Genomic DNA, 12,819 nt, shown 5'->3' with positions numbered 1-12,819 from the left:
TCAAATTATTCAATTAGAAACAACTTATTCAGTGTATATATACAATGTTATCCACAATTCGGTTATTTCACTCCCATTTTAGCGTCATTTATGTCGCCTTTAGTGACCTTGGGAATGCCATACTGGAGCCGATAACCTCTCCCGAGTGGTCCATGGTAGCGCCAATCAAGAAAGCTGGTTACCATGGAGGTGAATATAGTGTTGCACCTTTTTTGCTTTCATTTACAAAAGGTCTTTTAAGATGAATTTATCCAAGTTTCCCGTTTATATGCAGGCCGCAATCCTTGCTCTGGTATTGGCAGTGGTTGGCTACCTGGTTGCCCAGGCCCTGCAGTTCTCTTTGAAAGCGGAAGTGATTTTTGCAGTCGGTCTGGCCATCGGCGGTTTCGTGGTACCGCTGTTCCTGAAGCGAGCTCCGGCTAATGTCGCCGAGCAGATCGCCAATCAGGAGACTTGCACCTTATATGTAGGCAACCTGCCCTATCGCGCCAACGAGATTGCAGTGCGCGAATTGTTTGCCGAACAGGGCCAGGTCATTTCCGTGCGGTTGATGAAGGACAAGGCAACCGGCAAGCGCAGAGGTTTCGGTTTCGTGGAGATGCCCGCCGCCGATGCCGCCAAGGCGATTGCAGCGTTGAATGATAAAGAGTACCAGCAGCGCACCCTCAAGGTGCGTGAAGCGAATGACAAACGTGATAAAGAGGAAAGGGAAGGTAGCGAAGCTGACGTCTAACCGCTCGTCAGTACCTTACCTCTTCCAGTGATGACAGCCCCCATGCTTGCAAGGGGGCTGTCAGTTTTTGGGCCTCCCCATCCAGCCGGGTGCAATAGGCCTTCCCTCCAACATCGTCCATCCGCGTCGGTGTCGTTTGCAAAGTAGCCAGCAGGTGAGCCACCCGCTTGGCGACCGCACTACCGGAATCCACCAGTTGGCACGCAGGCATCAGCTGTCGTATTTCTTCATCCAGCAACGGAAAGTGGGTACAGCCCAGCACCAGCGTATCCGGCTTATCTTCCCCTTCCAGCCAGTCGGCCAGCACTTCACGCAACAACGCCATATTGACCGGCAGGCCCGCCAGCTTGTGTTCGGCTTCGATGACCAGCTCGGTGGTGCCCTTGAGCAGCACCCGCTTGCCGGGAGCAAACTGGGCGATCAGTTCGTGGGTATAGTCGCGACTCACCGTGCCCGGCGTAGCCAGCAGACCGATGCAACCGTTGCGAGTCTGTGCGGCGGCGGGCTTGATGGCTGGCACCACCCCCACCACGGGAATATTCAGTGCCGCACGCAGGGCCGGCAGCGCTATGGTGCTGGCCGTGTTGCAGGCAATCACCACCAGATCGATCTGATGACGGGCCACCATGGTGGTCACCAAGCGGGTGCAGGCAGCAATCAGGGCGGACTCGCTCAATTCACCATAGGGGAAGTTGGCATTGTCGAAGCAGTAGACATAGTTGTGTGCCGGCAGAACGCGGCGGATCTCGCGGTAGATGGTCAGGCCACCCATACCGGAATCAAACACGAGAATATTGGCCACTTGAGCTCCCCTTTGGTGCAAGGCGGCGATCATACTCCCGCCTGCCGCCAATAGAAAAGGCCCTGCCAATGGCAGGGCCCGGGTTTTTCCCATCAAGAGGAGACTATTTACAGGGCGTAATCCATTGTCACGTAGTAAGCGCGCTCATCGGCCGGATAACCCACCGCAGTCTGATACTCCTTATCCAGCAGATTGTTGATCTTGCCAGATACCTTGAGCGCCGGGGTGACCTTGTAGCCGACCGCCAGATTCCAGAGGCTGTAACCACCCAACTCGGTGGTGTTGGCCACATTGCCATAGCGATCACCCTGGTAGATCCAGCTTAACGAGCCGTCAAACTGTTGCCACTGCGCCTGGGTCACCCATTTGGCCCCCTTGCGGGAGATCAGCTGCAACTGCTTATCGGTCACCTTGTCTTTGGGATCCTTGTATTCGGCAGAGACTCGATGACTCAGCCAGCCGGTATCAAACTCCCCTTCCAGCTCGATCCCTTCAATGCGCGCCTTGCCAACGTTCTGTGGTGTCCACATACCCTGATTATTGGGCGCCCACTGGATCATCTGTTCGAAGTCGTTGCGATAACCGGTGGCTCGCCACTCGACGCCAGCGGTTTGACCGTCCAGCATCAGCTCGCTGCTCTTCGACTCTTCTGGCTTCAGGTTGGGATTGCCTGAGCCCGGATAGTAGAGGTCATTAAAGGAGGGGGCACGGAAACCGGTGCCGTAGCGGGCACTCAGGCGATAATCCTCGACAAAGCGCCAGCCTGCGCCGGTCTGCCAGGTGTTGTGGCGGCCAAACTGCTCGTTGTCATCGCTACGGCCGCTCAGCTCGGCCTGCCAGGTCTGGTTATCGAATTGGGCCAGGGCATAGAGGCCGGTGTTGTCACGCTCTTTGGCATCAGCCGGATACGTGTCGCCGGAGGAGCGGGAGCGATCATCCAGTCGATCACTCTGCCAATCGGCCCCGCCTCCCAGCGTCCAGCTCTCGTTCAATTTCAAGCTATTGACCCAGTTCAGGCTGTACTGGCGGGTATAGGTCCGGTTATTGGCCTGATCGCGGCCACTGGTGTCCTGATAGTCGTAAGCATCCTGTTTGGAGAAGGCGCCACGCAGCTCGCTCAGGTAGCGATCATTGTGATAGCGCGACCCCAGCTGATAGCTCTGGTTTTCAGTCCAGGTCTCGTTGCGCTGATGGGTGGCAGGCCCCCAGGCGGAAGCAGCAGAAGAGCTGTCGTACTGGGCGACATTGCGGAACCAGCGGGTTGTACCGAACAGATCCCAGTTGCTACCGAGCGCCTGCTGGTAGTCCAGCATGGCGTTGTAGCCCTTATGCCCATGCTTATCGCCATCATTCACCGCTGCGATGGGGTGGACGTTGTAGCCGGACTCGTCGTCAAAGCCGCCAGCGACCTTGAGTTGACCGGCCTCACCCACCTGGCTGGCGCTGCTGAAAGCGGCCTGGCGCTGTTGATGGGAACCGGCACCGATATTGAACTTGTGCTGATTGGTCCCCTTGTCGGGACGGGTAATGATGTTGATCACCCCGCCGATGGCATCTGAGCCATAGATGGTGGCGCGCGGGCCGCGGATATACTCGATCCGCTCGACCTGATTGAGTGGCAGGTTGTTCAGTTCGGTCATCCCGGCGGTCAGGGAGGCACTGCGCACCCCATCCACCAGCACCAGCGTCTGGGAAGAGGTGCCACCACGTACCCGCAGCGAGCTGAGCTGGCCTCGGCCACCATTGCTGACCACCTCGACCCCAGGCAGGGTCTTGACCACATCGGTCACGGTCTGGGCTTGCAGACGATCGATCTCGTCACGGGTCACCACATTGACCGGGGCAAGCACGCTGGAGGCAGGTTGGGCGACGCGGGTGGCGGTCACTACCATGGTGGGATTGATGGGAATAGTCAGCTGCTGGGCAAACACCGCCGTCGGCAACAGGGCAGCCGCCAGAAATTTCTTCGACATGAGAGATCCTTAAGTTCGCGTAAGTATCTACTTCGTGGCCGGTTTCTCTCGGCCCGAAATACGAACTTTGGCAGGTCTTCGGGCTCGGGGGCTGATGACCTACGGCGACGGCTTCCCACCTGACGGCAGTGCCCTGATGTCGCTTCGTTCCCCCTTACCGCTGCGCGCCAGCTCCGGATTCTCACCGGATTCCCTTTTAAGCATGATGCGCCAAAGCGGGGGGATTATAGGCAGAGCCAAGCTGGATGTATAGCCATCCAGATTTCTATTTATTGCCAACCAGCGCCGCCAGCCGCTGCTGGGCCCCCTCCATCACCGCCTGTACCCCCGGATGGGAGAGATGGCGCCCCGCCGAGACCAGATAGTAAGAGAGGGTGACCTCTGTCAGGGTCACGATCCGCTCCACCCCGTAGAGACGACCAATCTCGTCGGCCATTGCCAGCGGCGCCGGGAAGATCCCCATCCCCGCCTTGCCGAACGACTTCATCAGGGTGGAGTCATCAAACTGCCCCACCAGATGGGGATGAATGCCCTGCTGGCGATACCACTCCAGCAGCCGATCATGGGTGGCAGACTTCTCTCCGGGAATAAGCAACGGCAACCCCTCCAGCGAGGCGGGAAAGCCGTCCCGGGCCCGCGCCGCCAGCTCCGGGCTGGCAAACAGCGCCAGCGGGCTGCGCCCCAGCTCGTGGTTATAGCCACGCACGCCGCTGTCGGGAGGGAGCGGGCGATCGATCAGCACCATATCCAGCTTGTGACGGGCCAGCTCGCTGAACAGCTGCTCGGCCCGCTCCTCATGACACACCAGCCGCAGCGGGGTCGCCAGCGCCATGGCGGGAGCCAGCAGCTCGAACGCCAGAGTACGGGGTACCGAATCGGCGATCCCCACCTGCATGGTCAGCTCCTGACTGGCGTGGCGCAGAGTGTGCTCCAGCTCGGCACCGAGCGAGAAAATCGCCCCCGCCTGCTCCTGCGCCTGCCGACCAGCAGCGGTCAGCACCAGACGCCGCCCCACCCGGTTGAACAGCGCCACCCCGAGGGACTGCTCCAGCTCGGCGACCTGACCGCTGATGGTCTGCGGCGTGAGGTGCAGCTGTTCGGCGGCCTGTGTCACGCTGCCACTGCGCGCCACATGCCAGAAGTAGTAGAGCTGTTTGTAGTTGAGCATGCCGTTCCCTATCAGTTTTTACCGAATAACCATCAGCGAGAATCTGATTTTATCGAAACATTGCGGGCTCTAGCATGCAACCATTATCTGAACTGCCCTGCGAGCCATCATGCTGGACGTCGTTGTTCTCTTCTTTCTGTTTGGTCTGCTGGCCGGTCTGGTACGCTCCGAGCTCAAGCTGCCGCCCGCCCTCTACGACACCCTCTCCCTCTTTTTGCTGCTGGCTATCGGCCTCAAGGGCGGCGTCGGTCTGGCCCAGCAATCCCTGCAACCTCTGCTGCCGCAACTGGCGCTGGTGATCCTGCTGGGCGTGGTGCAGACCCTGCTCGGCTTTGCCGTGCTGCGCCTCAAGATGAACCGGGTGGATGCCGCCGCCACCGCCGCCCACTACGGCTCGGTCAGCGTCGCCACCTTTGCGGTCGGGGTGAACTGGCTCACCGAACGGGGCATCAGCTTTGAATCCCAGCTCTCCATCTTCCTCGCGGTGATGGAGATCCCCGCCATTCTGGTGGGCATAGTGCTCGCCCGCGGCATCAGTCACGAGACCCGCTGGCGCATGCTGGCCCACGAGACCTTCCTCGGCAAGGGGGTAACTCTGCTGCTCGGCGGCATGGCCATCGGCTATCTGGCCGGGCCGGACGGGATTGCCCCGCTCAAACCGCTGTTTGTCGACCTGTTCAAGGGGGCGCTGGCGCTGTTCCTGCTGGAGATGGGCCTCATCGTCGCCCGCCAGTGTCAGGATCTGCGCCGCCATGGCCTGTTCCTGCTCGGCTTCGCCCTGTTGATGCCGCTCGCCTCAGCGGGACTGGGATTGGCTGCTGGCCAGCTGATGGGGCTCTCCCTCGGCGGCCTGACCCTGCTGGCCACCCTGGCGGCCAGCGCCTCCTATATTGCCGTGCCGGCTACCATGCGCATCGCCGTGCCCCAAGCCAACCCGGGGCTGTCTCTCAGCGCAGTGCTGGGGGTCACCTTCCCGTTCAACATCATGCTGGGGATCCCGCTCTACCACAGCTGGGCCCGCCACTTCACGGAGTAGCCACATGCAGACCGAGACCCGCACCCTGCTGACCATCATCACGGAAGCCAATCTGGAGCCGACCCTGCTGCGCACCCTCACCCGCGAGGGGCTGCGCGGCTACACCATCACGGATGCCCGCGGCCGGGGGGATCATGGCGAGCGCAACGCCAGCTGGAGCGAGAGCGGCAATATCCGGCTGGAGGCGATCTGCAGCCGGGAGCAGGCGGAGCGGCTGCTGGCCCATCTGCAGAGTCGTTACTACCCCGATTACGCCATGATCGCCTTTCTGCAACCGGTCGAAATCGTGCGACCCGAGAAATTCTGAGCCGGCTTGCCGGCTCTTTTTGTTTACCAAAAGCAAACGTTTAACATCAAGGATTCAGAAAAAATGAACACCTATCCCCTGATCGGCCTGGTAATGGGCTCCGACTCCGACTGGCCCGTGCTGCAGGCTACCGCCCGCATCCTCAAGGAGCACGGCGTGCCCTACGAGGCGCAGGTGGTCTCGGCCCATCGCACCCCGGACCTGCTGTTCGAGTATGCTGCCACTGCCCGCGAGCGCGGTCTGCGCGCCATCATCGCCGGAGCCGGTGGCGCCGCTCACCTGCCGGGCATGATCGCCGCCAAGACCACATTGCCGGTGCTGGGGGTGCCCATTCCCTCCCGACATCTCAAGGGGATGGACTCTCTGCTCTCCATCGTGCAGATGCCCAAGGGGGTACCGGTCGCCACCTTCGCCATCGGCGAGGCGGGGGCTGCCAACGCAGCCCTGTTTGCCGTCTCTCTGCTCTCCGTTGCACAAGACGGCGACGCCCCCCGCTACCGGCAGCAGCTCGACGACTTCCGCACCCGCGAGCGAGATCGGGTGCTGGCACTGCAACTGGAGGAGCCGACATGATCCTGCCACCCGCCACCCTCGGCATGCTGGGGGGCGGCCAGCTTGGCCGCTACTTCGTGATGGCCGCTCACCGCCTCGGCTACAAGGTGGTGGTGCTGGATCCCGATCCGGCCAGCATCGCCGGTGCCGCAGCCGATCACCATATTGTCGCCCCCTATGACGACCAGACCGCCCTGCACGAGCTGGCCAGCCGCTGCGAGGCCATCAGCTGCGAGTTCGAGAACGTGCCCGCCGCCACCCTCGCCCTGCTCGAAAAACAAAAGCCGGTACGCCCGGCCGCCAGCGCGGTGCGGGTCTGTCAGGATCGCCGCGAGGAGAAAGCCTTTCTGCGCGGAGCTGACATCCCGATCGCCCCCTCTCTGGCGCTGCTGCCGGAAGAGCCTATCCCCGCACAGGCCAGCGAACTCTTGCCCGCCATTCTCAAGACGGCCCGCGAGGGGTACGACGGCAAGGGGCAGTGGCAGGTGAGCAATCTGGATGAGCTGGCGACGGCACTGGCAGCCAGTGGCGTGTCCTGCGTGCTGGAAAAACGGCTGGCGCTGGAGGGGGAGTTTGCCCTGACCCTAGCCCGCAGCCCGAGCGGGGCTATAAGCGCCCTGCCGCTGGTGCAGAACTGGCACAGCGGCGGCATTCTCGATCAGACTCGCTCCCCGGCCAATGTGCCGGTGCTCGAGAGCGAAGCCAAAGCGATCGCCGAGCGGCTGATCGCCGCCCTCGATTACGTCGGGGTGCTGACGGTGGAGTTCTTTCTGGTGGAAGGGCGACTGCTGGTCAACGAGCTGGCGCCCCGCCCCCATAACTCGGGTCACCCCAGCCTCGACAATGCCGCATGCAGCCAGTTCGAGTTGCAGGTGCGCGCCCTGTGCGATCTGCCGCTGCCAGAGCAGATTGCCGTACGACCCGCCCTGCTCATCAACCTGCTGGGGGATCTCTGGCAGAACGGCACACCCGACTGGGCCGCCCTGCTGGTGCTGCCCGGCTTGCATCTGCACCTCTACAGCAAGGGTGAACCCCGCCCCGGCCGCAAGATGGGCCATATCACAGTAACCGGGAACGAGTGGCCAATGGTGGAGGAGACCTGCCGTCAGGCCCGCCAGTTGCTGGGGTTAGCGCCACGCTGATCGACCATCAGAAATGCAAAGACCCGGGCATGTGGCCCGGGTCTTTGTTATTGCTTGCTGTGGCTGGGAAGCTTATCAGGCCCGTTCAGCAGTCAGCGCCACGGAAGCCGGCAGACGGATGGTGAGGGAGAGTACCAGCGCCACCACCAGCAATACCAGGATCAGATGGAAGGTCGCGATAAAGCCGCCAAACAGGGAGGCCACGATGGAGCCGATGATGCTGCCCAGACCAAAGCCCAGATAGATGACGCCGTAGTTCTTGGTCAGGTTGTTGAGACCAAAGAAGTCGCTCACCAACGAGGGGTAGACGGTGATGGTGCCGCCGAAGCTGAACGCCACACAGGCGACCGCCACAAAGAACAGGTTGGCGTTGAGGTGCACGAACAGCAGCAGCACCATGCCCACCAGGGTAATCAGCTGGGCAATGGTGATAACCCGGATGCGGGACATCTTGTCGGAGAGGATACCCAGCACCAGTCGGCCGCCCAGGTTGGCCATGGCGATGATGGCGACGGCGTTGGCAGCCACCACGGTAGGCAGACCCACCATCTTCTCGCCGATATCCTTGGCCACACCGATGACGTAGAGGCCGCTCATGCAGGCGGTGAGGAACATCAGCGCCAGCATCCAGTACTGCGGCTTGCGCATCGCCTCGGCCAGGGTGAAGTCACGGCGCTCGCTCTGCTGCACGGAGGCGGCCTGCTTGGGCGCATCCTTCATCAGCATGCCGCCCACCAGCACCATGGACATGGCGATCAATCCCCACAGTTCGAAGGTGGTCGCCAGACCGGTGCGGGAGAGCAGCAGCAGGTTGATGTATTTGAAACCGAGGCTACCGAGGCCATAGGCCCCGATGGAGCAGGCGGAGATCAGCCCCTTGCGCTCCGGGAACCACTTCACGCAGTTGGAGAGGGTCATCAGGTAACCGGTACCGTCGGCAAAACCGACCAGAATGCCCGCACAGAGGTAGAGCATCGCCAGATTGCTGGCGTGGGCGGTGAGGAAGAAGCCGATACCGAGCAACACGCCAGCACCCAGGGTCACGTTGCGCACCCCGAACCGCTCCTGCAGCTTGCCCGCCATGGAGGAGGCAACCGCCAGCGAGAGGCTGAGCAGGCCAAAGGCGAAGGCCACCTGACTCACCGGCTCGCCCAGCTTGTCGGAGAGCTGAGCGTTGAACAGGCTCCAGGTGTAGACAGAACCCAGCGCGAACTGGGTGATGATGGTACCGATCAGTGTCAGGTACCGGGTGCGATTCATCTCTTTAGTCATGATGCGTCTCGGTCGATGGCCTATAGGAAATTGAGGCCACTATAGGCAAGACGCAGCGCGCGCCGATCGATTAAGGCATGAAATGCAGATCGGCGGGAATGAATGACAATCAGAGCCGCATCAGCTGACGGAACGCCTTGATGTTGCTGCGACTGACCGGCACCTCGAACGGCAGGTCATGGAGCCTGATGAGATAGGTGCTGTTGAACCAGGGGACTATTTCGCGGATCTTGTTGATGTTGACGCAGTAGGAGCGGTGGCAGCGAAAGAACCCCTCGGCAGGCAAGCGACCGACAAACTCGCTGATGGTCATGGTCATCACATAGCGATCATCGCGGGTGTAGACATAGGTGAGCTTCTCGTCGGCTTCCGCGTAGTAGATCTGCTCGCAGGGGGTGACGATGATGCGCTCCCCCTTCACCAGATTGACGGTGCGATTGTGGGGGCTGCTCCCCTCGCTACTCGCCTCCCCCGTGGTGGCTGGCTGTGGCTTGCCCGCATGCTCGAGCTTTTGCAGCAGATTGATGATGCGCGGCTCGTTGTAGGGCTTGAGGATGTAGTCGAACGCCTCCAGCTCGAACGCCTCCACCGCAAACTCCTTGTAGGCGGTGACGAAGACAATATGGGGCGGATGGCTCGACTTGTGCAGATTCTTGGCCAGTAGCAGACCATCGATGGAGGGGATCTGGATATCGAGGAACACCACGTCCACCTCGTGATCCTGCAGGTATTTGAACGCGGCCAGCCCATCCGAGAAACTCGCCACTATCTCGATGGTGCTGTGCTGGTTCACCAGATAGATCAGCTCCTCGCGAGCCAGATATTCATCTTCCACTATGATGGCTTTCAGCATGGCATTGCCCCCTGATCCGGCAGATAGAAACTCACTTCGGTACCCGGCTCCAGCCGCTTGAGGTGCAGGCCGTCGCCATAGAGCAGCTTGACCCGCTGATGCACGTTCATCAGGCCGATACTGCGGCTCTCCACCCGACCGGCGGCCACCCCGTCGATCACCGCCTGACTGATGCCGTAACCGGTGTCGCGCACCGCGACCCGAATACCACCCGCCAGCTGTTTCACCTCGATAGTGACCCGCCCCGGCGCACTGCGGGGCTGGATGCCGTGCAGGATGGCGTTTTCCACCAGCGGCTGCAACAGCAGGCTCGGCACCTGAATGTGAACGTCGTCCACCTCGAACACCACCTCCAGCTTGTCGCCGAAGCGGGCCTGCTCGATGGCCACGTAGTCGCGCACCTGCTGCAGCTCCTCCTGAATGTCGATAAGCGTGTCCCCCTTGTTGAGGTTGTAGCGCAGGTAGTCCGCCAGATTGGCGATCAGCTGGCGCGCCTGCTGGGGCCGGATGCGGATCAAGGATGAAATGGCATTAAGGGCATTGAACAGGAAGTGCGGGTTGATCTTGCTCTGCAGCGCGCTGAACTCCGCCTTGCGGGTCATCTCCTTGAGCTGGCCGATGCGCGACACCTCCATCTGGGTGGAAATGAGCTGGGAAAGGCCCACCGCCATCTCCCGCAGCGAGCTGGTGATGCTGTGAGTGCGGCGGTAGTAGATCTTGAGGGTGCCGCTCACCGCGCCGTTTTCCCGCAGCGGAATAATGATGACCGAGTGGAAATCGGAGAGGTGATACTGGCGCAGATCGTTGTTGATGATGATCTGGTCGAGCAGCACCGCCTGCTGGGTCATGCCGCTGATGGCGTGGTGCTCGTCCAGCTCGTAATAATCCTTGCCCACCCCGACATAGGCCAGCACGTCATGGGTATCGGTGATGGCTACCGCATCGGCGCTGATGTCGCGCCGGATCACATCGCACACCTGACTGAGGGAGTGGCGATCGATGTTCTGGAAGAAAGGCAGCGTCTTGTTGGCGATATCCAGTGCCAGTTTGGCCTGCTTGGCGGCAATCAGCTCCTTCTCGTCATCCAGATCCTGCACCAGCTTGATGATGAGGCCGATGCAGAGCGCCCCGGCGATCATCGGGTAGGCAATGTGGTTGACGATCTCCACCCCCACCTCATGGGGCTCGGTCAGCAGCAGGATCAGCACCATGGTCACTCCCTCGCACAGCATTCCCGCCAGAATGCCGTAGAGCCAGAGCCGCGACTTGCGGCAGCGCAGGTGCAGCCAGGTAGCGAGCAGACCGGCGATGATACTGGCAATGAGACAAGGGATGGAGGTGTGGCCATCCATGTCGATCAGATAGCGGTGCAGCCCGGAGATGACCCCGGCCGGAATGCCGACCCAGGGGCCAAACAGAATGCCACCGGCGATGATGGCGATGATCCGCACGTTGATCAGCGCCCCCTCAACCGGGATGCCAGTGTAGGTGCTGAACACCGCAAACAGACAGAAGATGGCCGCCACCAGCACCCGCTCAGCCGGGGTGTGATCCCGCTTCTGGAACAGCCGCTGGAACGGCCGGGTACGGGTCAGGAAAAAGAGGGTCATCAGCATCAGCGCCGCCCGTTCGAACACCGCCAACAACATCATCTGATTCTCAAGCATCTGTGCCCCCTTGCGGCAACCCGACCGATCACCATAACCCGGACCAATAAACCGGGGCCGGATAAACCAGCCCCAACGACATCAACAATATTGACCGGCCACCCAGCCGGAGGACCAGGCCCACTGGAAGTTGTAGCCACCGAGCCAACCGGTCACATCCACCACTTCACCGATGAAGTAGAGGCCCGGCACCTTGCGCGCCTCCATGGTCTTGGAGGAAATCTCGTTGGTATCGACGCCGCCCAGGGTGACTTCGGCGGTGCGATACCCCTCGGTGCCGTTGGGCAGGATCTGCCAGTCACCCAGCAAGTTGGCCACCGCTTCCAGCTCCCGCTCGTTGTACTGGCGCATCGGCTTGCTGACCAGCTGACCCAGTTCCAGCAGCTTGTCGACGAAGCGTTTGGGCAGCTCGCGCCCCAGCACGGTTTTCAGCTCCTGCGCCGGGTGCGCCTGCGCCCACTCGCGCAGGGCCGCCGCAATATCCAGCTCCGGCAGCAGGTTGATGTGGATCTTCTCACCGGCATGCCAGTAGGAGGAGATCTGCAGGATGACGGGACCGGAGAGGCCGCGATGGGTGAACAGCATCGCCTCCTTGAAGCGGGTGCCATCCTCGGCGGTCACCGCCACCGGCAGGCTGATGCCCGCCAGATCGGCGAACGCCTCTTTCTCCGCCTGATGGAGGGTAAAGGGCACCAGCCCGGCGCGGGTCGGCAGCACCTTGAGACCGAACTGCTCCGCCAGCTTGAAACCATAAGGGGTCGCGCCCAGCTTGGGCATCGAGAGACCACCGGTCGCCACCACCAGCGAGTGACAGCCGATCTCACCCTTGCTGGTGGTCAGCACGAAGCCCTCGTCCTGTTTGCTGACGGTGAGGATCTCGGTCTGGCACTGCAGGGTGACACCGGCCCAGTCACATTCGGTGAGCAGCACATCGACGATATCCTTGGCACTCTCGAGACAGAACAGCTGCCCAAGAGTGCGCTCGTGATAGTTGACCTCGTGGCGGTCCACCAGATCGATAAAGTCCTGCTGGGTGTAGCGGGCCAGCGCCGACTTGCTGAAGTGGGGATTCTCCGACAGGTAGGCGTGAGCACCCGCCTGATGGTTGGTGAAGTTGCAGCGGCCACCGCCACTGATGAGGATCTTGCGGCCCGGTTTCTTGGCATTGTCGAGCACCAGCACGGAGCGGCCACGGTAGCCCGCCTGCGCCGCACACATCAATCCGGCCGCACCGGCCCCGATCACCACCACATCGACCTGCTTCATCATCACTCACTTATCAAAATAGAAACGGCACCTGTTGCAACAGAGAAC

At 61.4% G+C, this 12,819-nt stretch carries 12 protein-coding genes and 1 riboswitch; of the genes, 5 read left to right on the top strand and 7 right to left on the bottom strand.

The features are described from left to right. The first annotated feature begins 241 nt into the window (after window positions 1-241). Window positions 242-733, top strand: coding sequence for an RNA-binding protein (locus NMD14_00260; GenBank protein XEI32973.1), 492 nt, complete (start codon window positions 242-244; stop codon window positions 731-733). A 7-nt stretch (window positions 734-740) separates the two neighbouring features. Here NMD14_00260 and murI read toward each other — a convergent pair whose 3' ends face one another. The 3 genes from murI to NMD14_00245 all read right to left on the bottom strand — a co-directional run bounded on the left by murI (window position 741) and on the right by NMD14_00245 (window position 4,676). Further along, the gene (gene murI / locus NMD14_00255) at window positions 741-1,535 is read right to left on the bottom strand and encodes a glutamate racemase (protein XEI32972.1); all 795 of its coding nucleotides are present in this window, start codon (window positions 1,533-1,535) and stop codon (window positions 741-743) included. Between the two features lie 107 nt (window positions 1,536-1,642). Continuing rightward, the gene (locus NMD14_00250) at window positions 1,643-3,508 is read right to left on the bottom strand and encodes a TonB-dependent receptor (protein XEI32971.1); all 1,866 of its coding nucleotides are present in this window, start codon (window positions 3,506-3,508) and stop codon (window positions 1,643-1,645) included. Window positions 3,509-3,559: 51 nt separating this feature from the next. Continuing rightward, window positions 3,560-3,738: riboswitch (cobalamin riboswitch) on the bottom strand. Between the two features lie 35 nt (window positions 3,739-3,773). Next, a complete protein-coding gene (locus tag NMD14_00245; GenBank protein ID XEI32970.1) occupies window positions 3,774-4,676 on the bottom strand; it encodes a LysR family transcriptional regulator in 903 nt (300 codons plus the stop codon). Window positions 4,677-4,785: 109 nt separating this feature from the next. On the opposite strand from NMD14_00245, the gene NMD14_00240 reads away from it, so the two are divergent. From NMD14_00240 to NMD14_00225, 4 genes are all read left to right on the top strand, one after another. Next, window positions 4,786-5,712: a sodium-dependent bicarbonate transport family permease gene (locus NMD14_00240; protein ID XEI32969.1), complete on the top strand. Its 927-nt coding sequence runs from the start codon at window positions 4,786-4,788 to the stop codon at window positions 5,710-5,712. Window positions 5,713-5,716: 4 nt separating this feature from the next. Next, complete coding sequence (locus NMD14_00235) at window positions 5,717-6,019, top strand: transcriptional regulator (GenBank protein XEI32968.1); 303 nt, start codon at window positions 5,717-5,719, stop codon at window positions 6,017-6,019. Between the two features lie 63 nt (window positions 6,020-6,082). Then, window positions 6,083-6,592, top strand: coding sequence for a 5-(carboxyamino)imidazole ribonucleotide mutase (gene purE, locus NMD14_00230; protein ID XEI32967.1), 510 nt, complete (start codon window positions 6,083-6,085; stop codon window positions 6,590-6,592). After that, window positions 6,589-7,713, top strand: coding sequence for a 5-(carboxyamino)imidazole ribonucleotide synthase (locus tag NMD14_00225; GenBank protein XEI32966.1), 1,125 nt, complete (start codon window positions 6,589-6,591; stop codon window positions 7,711-7,713). The genes purE and NMD14_00225 overlap by 4 nt, the downstream gene beginning before the upstream one ends. A gap of 75 nt (window positions 7,714-7,788) precedes the next feature. On the opposite strand, the gene NMD14_00220 is transcribed toward NMD14_00225, so the two are convergent. The 4 genes from NMD14_00220 to NMD14_00205 form a co-directional block, all read right to left on the bottom strand. After that, a complete protein-coding gene (locus NMD14_00220) occupies window positions 7,789-8,985 on the bottom strand; it encodes an MFS transporter (protein ID XEI32965.1) in 1,197 nt (398 codons plus the stop codon). 109 nt (window positions 8,986-9,094) lie between these two features. After that, window positions 9,095-9,838, bottom strand: a complete 744-nt coding sequence (locus NMD14_00215; protein ID XEI32964.1) for a LytTR family DNA-binding domain-containing protein — start codon at window positions 9,836-9,838, stop codon at window positions 9,095-9,097. After that, on the bottom strand, window positions 9,832-11,505 hold the full coding sequence (locus NMD14_00210; protein XEI32963.1) for a sensor histidine kinase: 1,674 nt from the start codon (window positions 11,503-11,505) through the stop codon (window positions 9,832-9,834). The genes NMD14_00215 and NMD14_00210 overlap by 7 nt, the downstream gene beginning before the upstream one ends. 81 nt (window positions 11,506-11,586) lie before the next feature. Further along, window positions 11,587-12,771: an NAD(P)/FAD-dependent oxidoreductase gene (locus tag NMD14_00205; protein XEI32962.1), complete on the bottom strand. Its 1,185-nt coding sequence runs from the start codon at window positions 12,769-12,771 to the stop codon at window positions 11,587-11,589. Window positions 12,772-12,819: the final 48 nt, after the last annotated feature.

The sequence above is a fragment of the Aeromonas veronii genome (assembly GCA_041319085.1).
Taxonomy (GTDB): domain Bacteria; phylum Pseudomonadota; class Gammaproteobacteria; order Enterobacterales; family Aeromonadaceae; genus Aeromonas; species Aeromonas veronii_F.
This window is presented reverse-complemented; position numbering and strand designations above follow the sequence as displayed.

Excerpts from the sequence above, each read along its gene's own strand:
- NMD14_00250 (XEI32971.1), bottom strand. The coding sequence starts at position 3,508 with ATGTCGAAGAAATTTCTGGCGGCTGCCCTGTTGCCGACGGCGGTGTTT.
- NMD14_00220 (XEI32965.1), bottom strand. The coding sequence starts at position 8,985 with ATGACTAAAGAGATGAATCGCACCCGGTACCTGACACTGATCGGTACC.
- NMD14_00205 (XEI32962.1), bottom strand. The coding sequence starts at position 12,771 with ATGAAGCAGGTCGATGTGGTGGTGATCGGGGCCGGTGCGGCCGGATTG.
- NMD14_00260 (XEI32973.1), top strand. The coding sequence starts at position 242 with ATGAATTTATCCAAGTTTCCCGTTTATATGCAGGCCGCAATCCTTGCT.
- NMD14_00215 (XEI32964.1), bottom strand. The coding sequence starts at position 9,838 with ATGCTGAAAGCCATCATAGTGGAAGATGAATATCTGGCTCGCGAGGAG.
- purE (XEI32967.1), top strand. The coding sequence starts at position 6,083 with ATGAACACCTATCCCCTGATCGGCCTGGTAATGGGCTCCGACTCCGAC.
- NMD14_00225 (XEI32966.1), top strand. The coding sequence starts at position 6,589 with ATGATCCTGCCACCCGCCACCCTCGGCATGCTGGGGGGCGGCCAGCTT.
- NMD14_00210 (XEI32963.1), bottom strand. The coding sequence starts at position 11,505 with ATGCTTGAGAATCAGATGATGTTGTTGGCGGTGTTCGAACGGGCGGCG.
- NMD14_00245 (XEI32970.1), bottom strand. The coding sequence starts at position 4,676 with ATGCTCAACTACAAACAGCTCTACTACTTCTGGCATGTGGCGCGCAGT.
- NMD14_00240 (XEI32969.1), top strand. The coding sequence starts at position 4,786 with ATGCTGGACGTCGTTGTTCTCTTCTTTCTGTTTGGTCTGCTGGCCGGT.
- NMD14_00235 (XEI32968.1), top strand. The coding sequence starts at position 5,717 with ATGCAGACCGAGACCCGCACCCTGCTGACCATCATCACGGAAGCCAAT.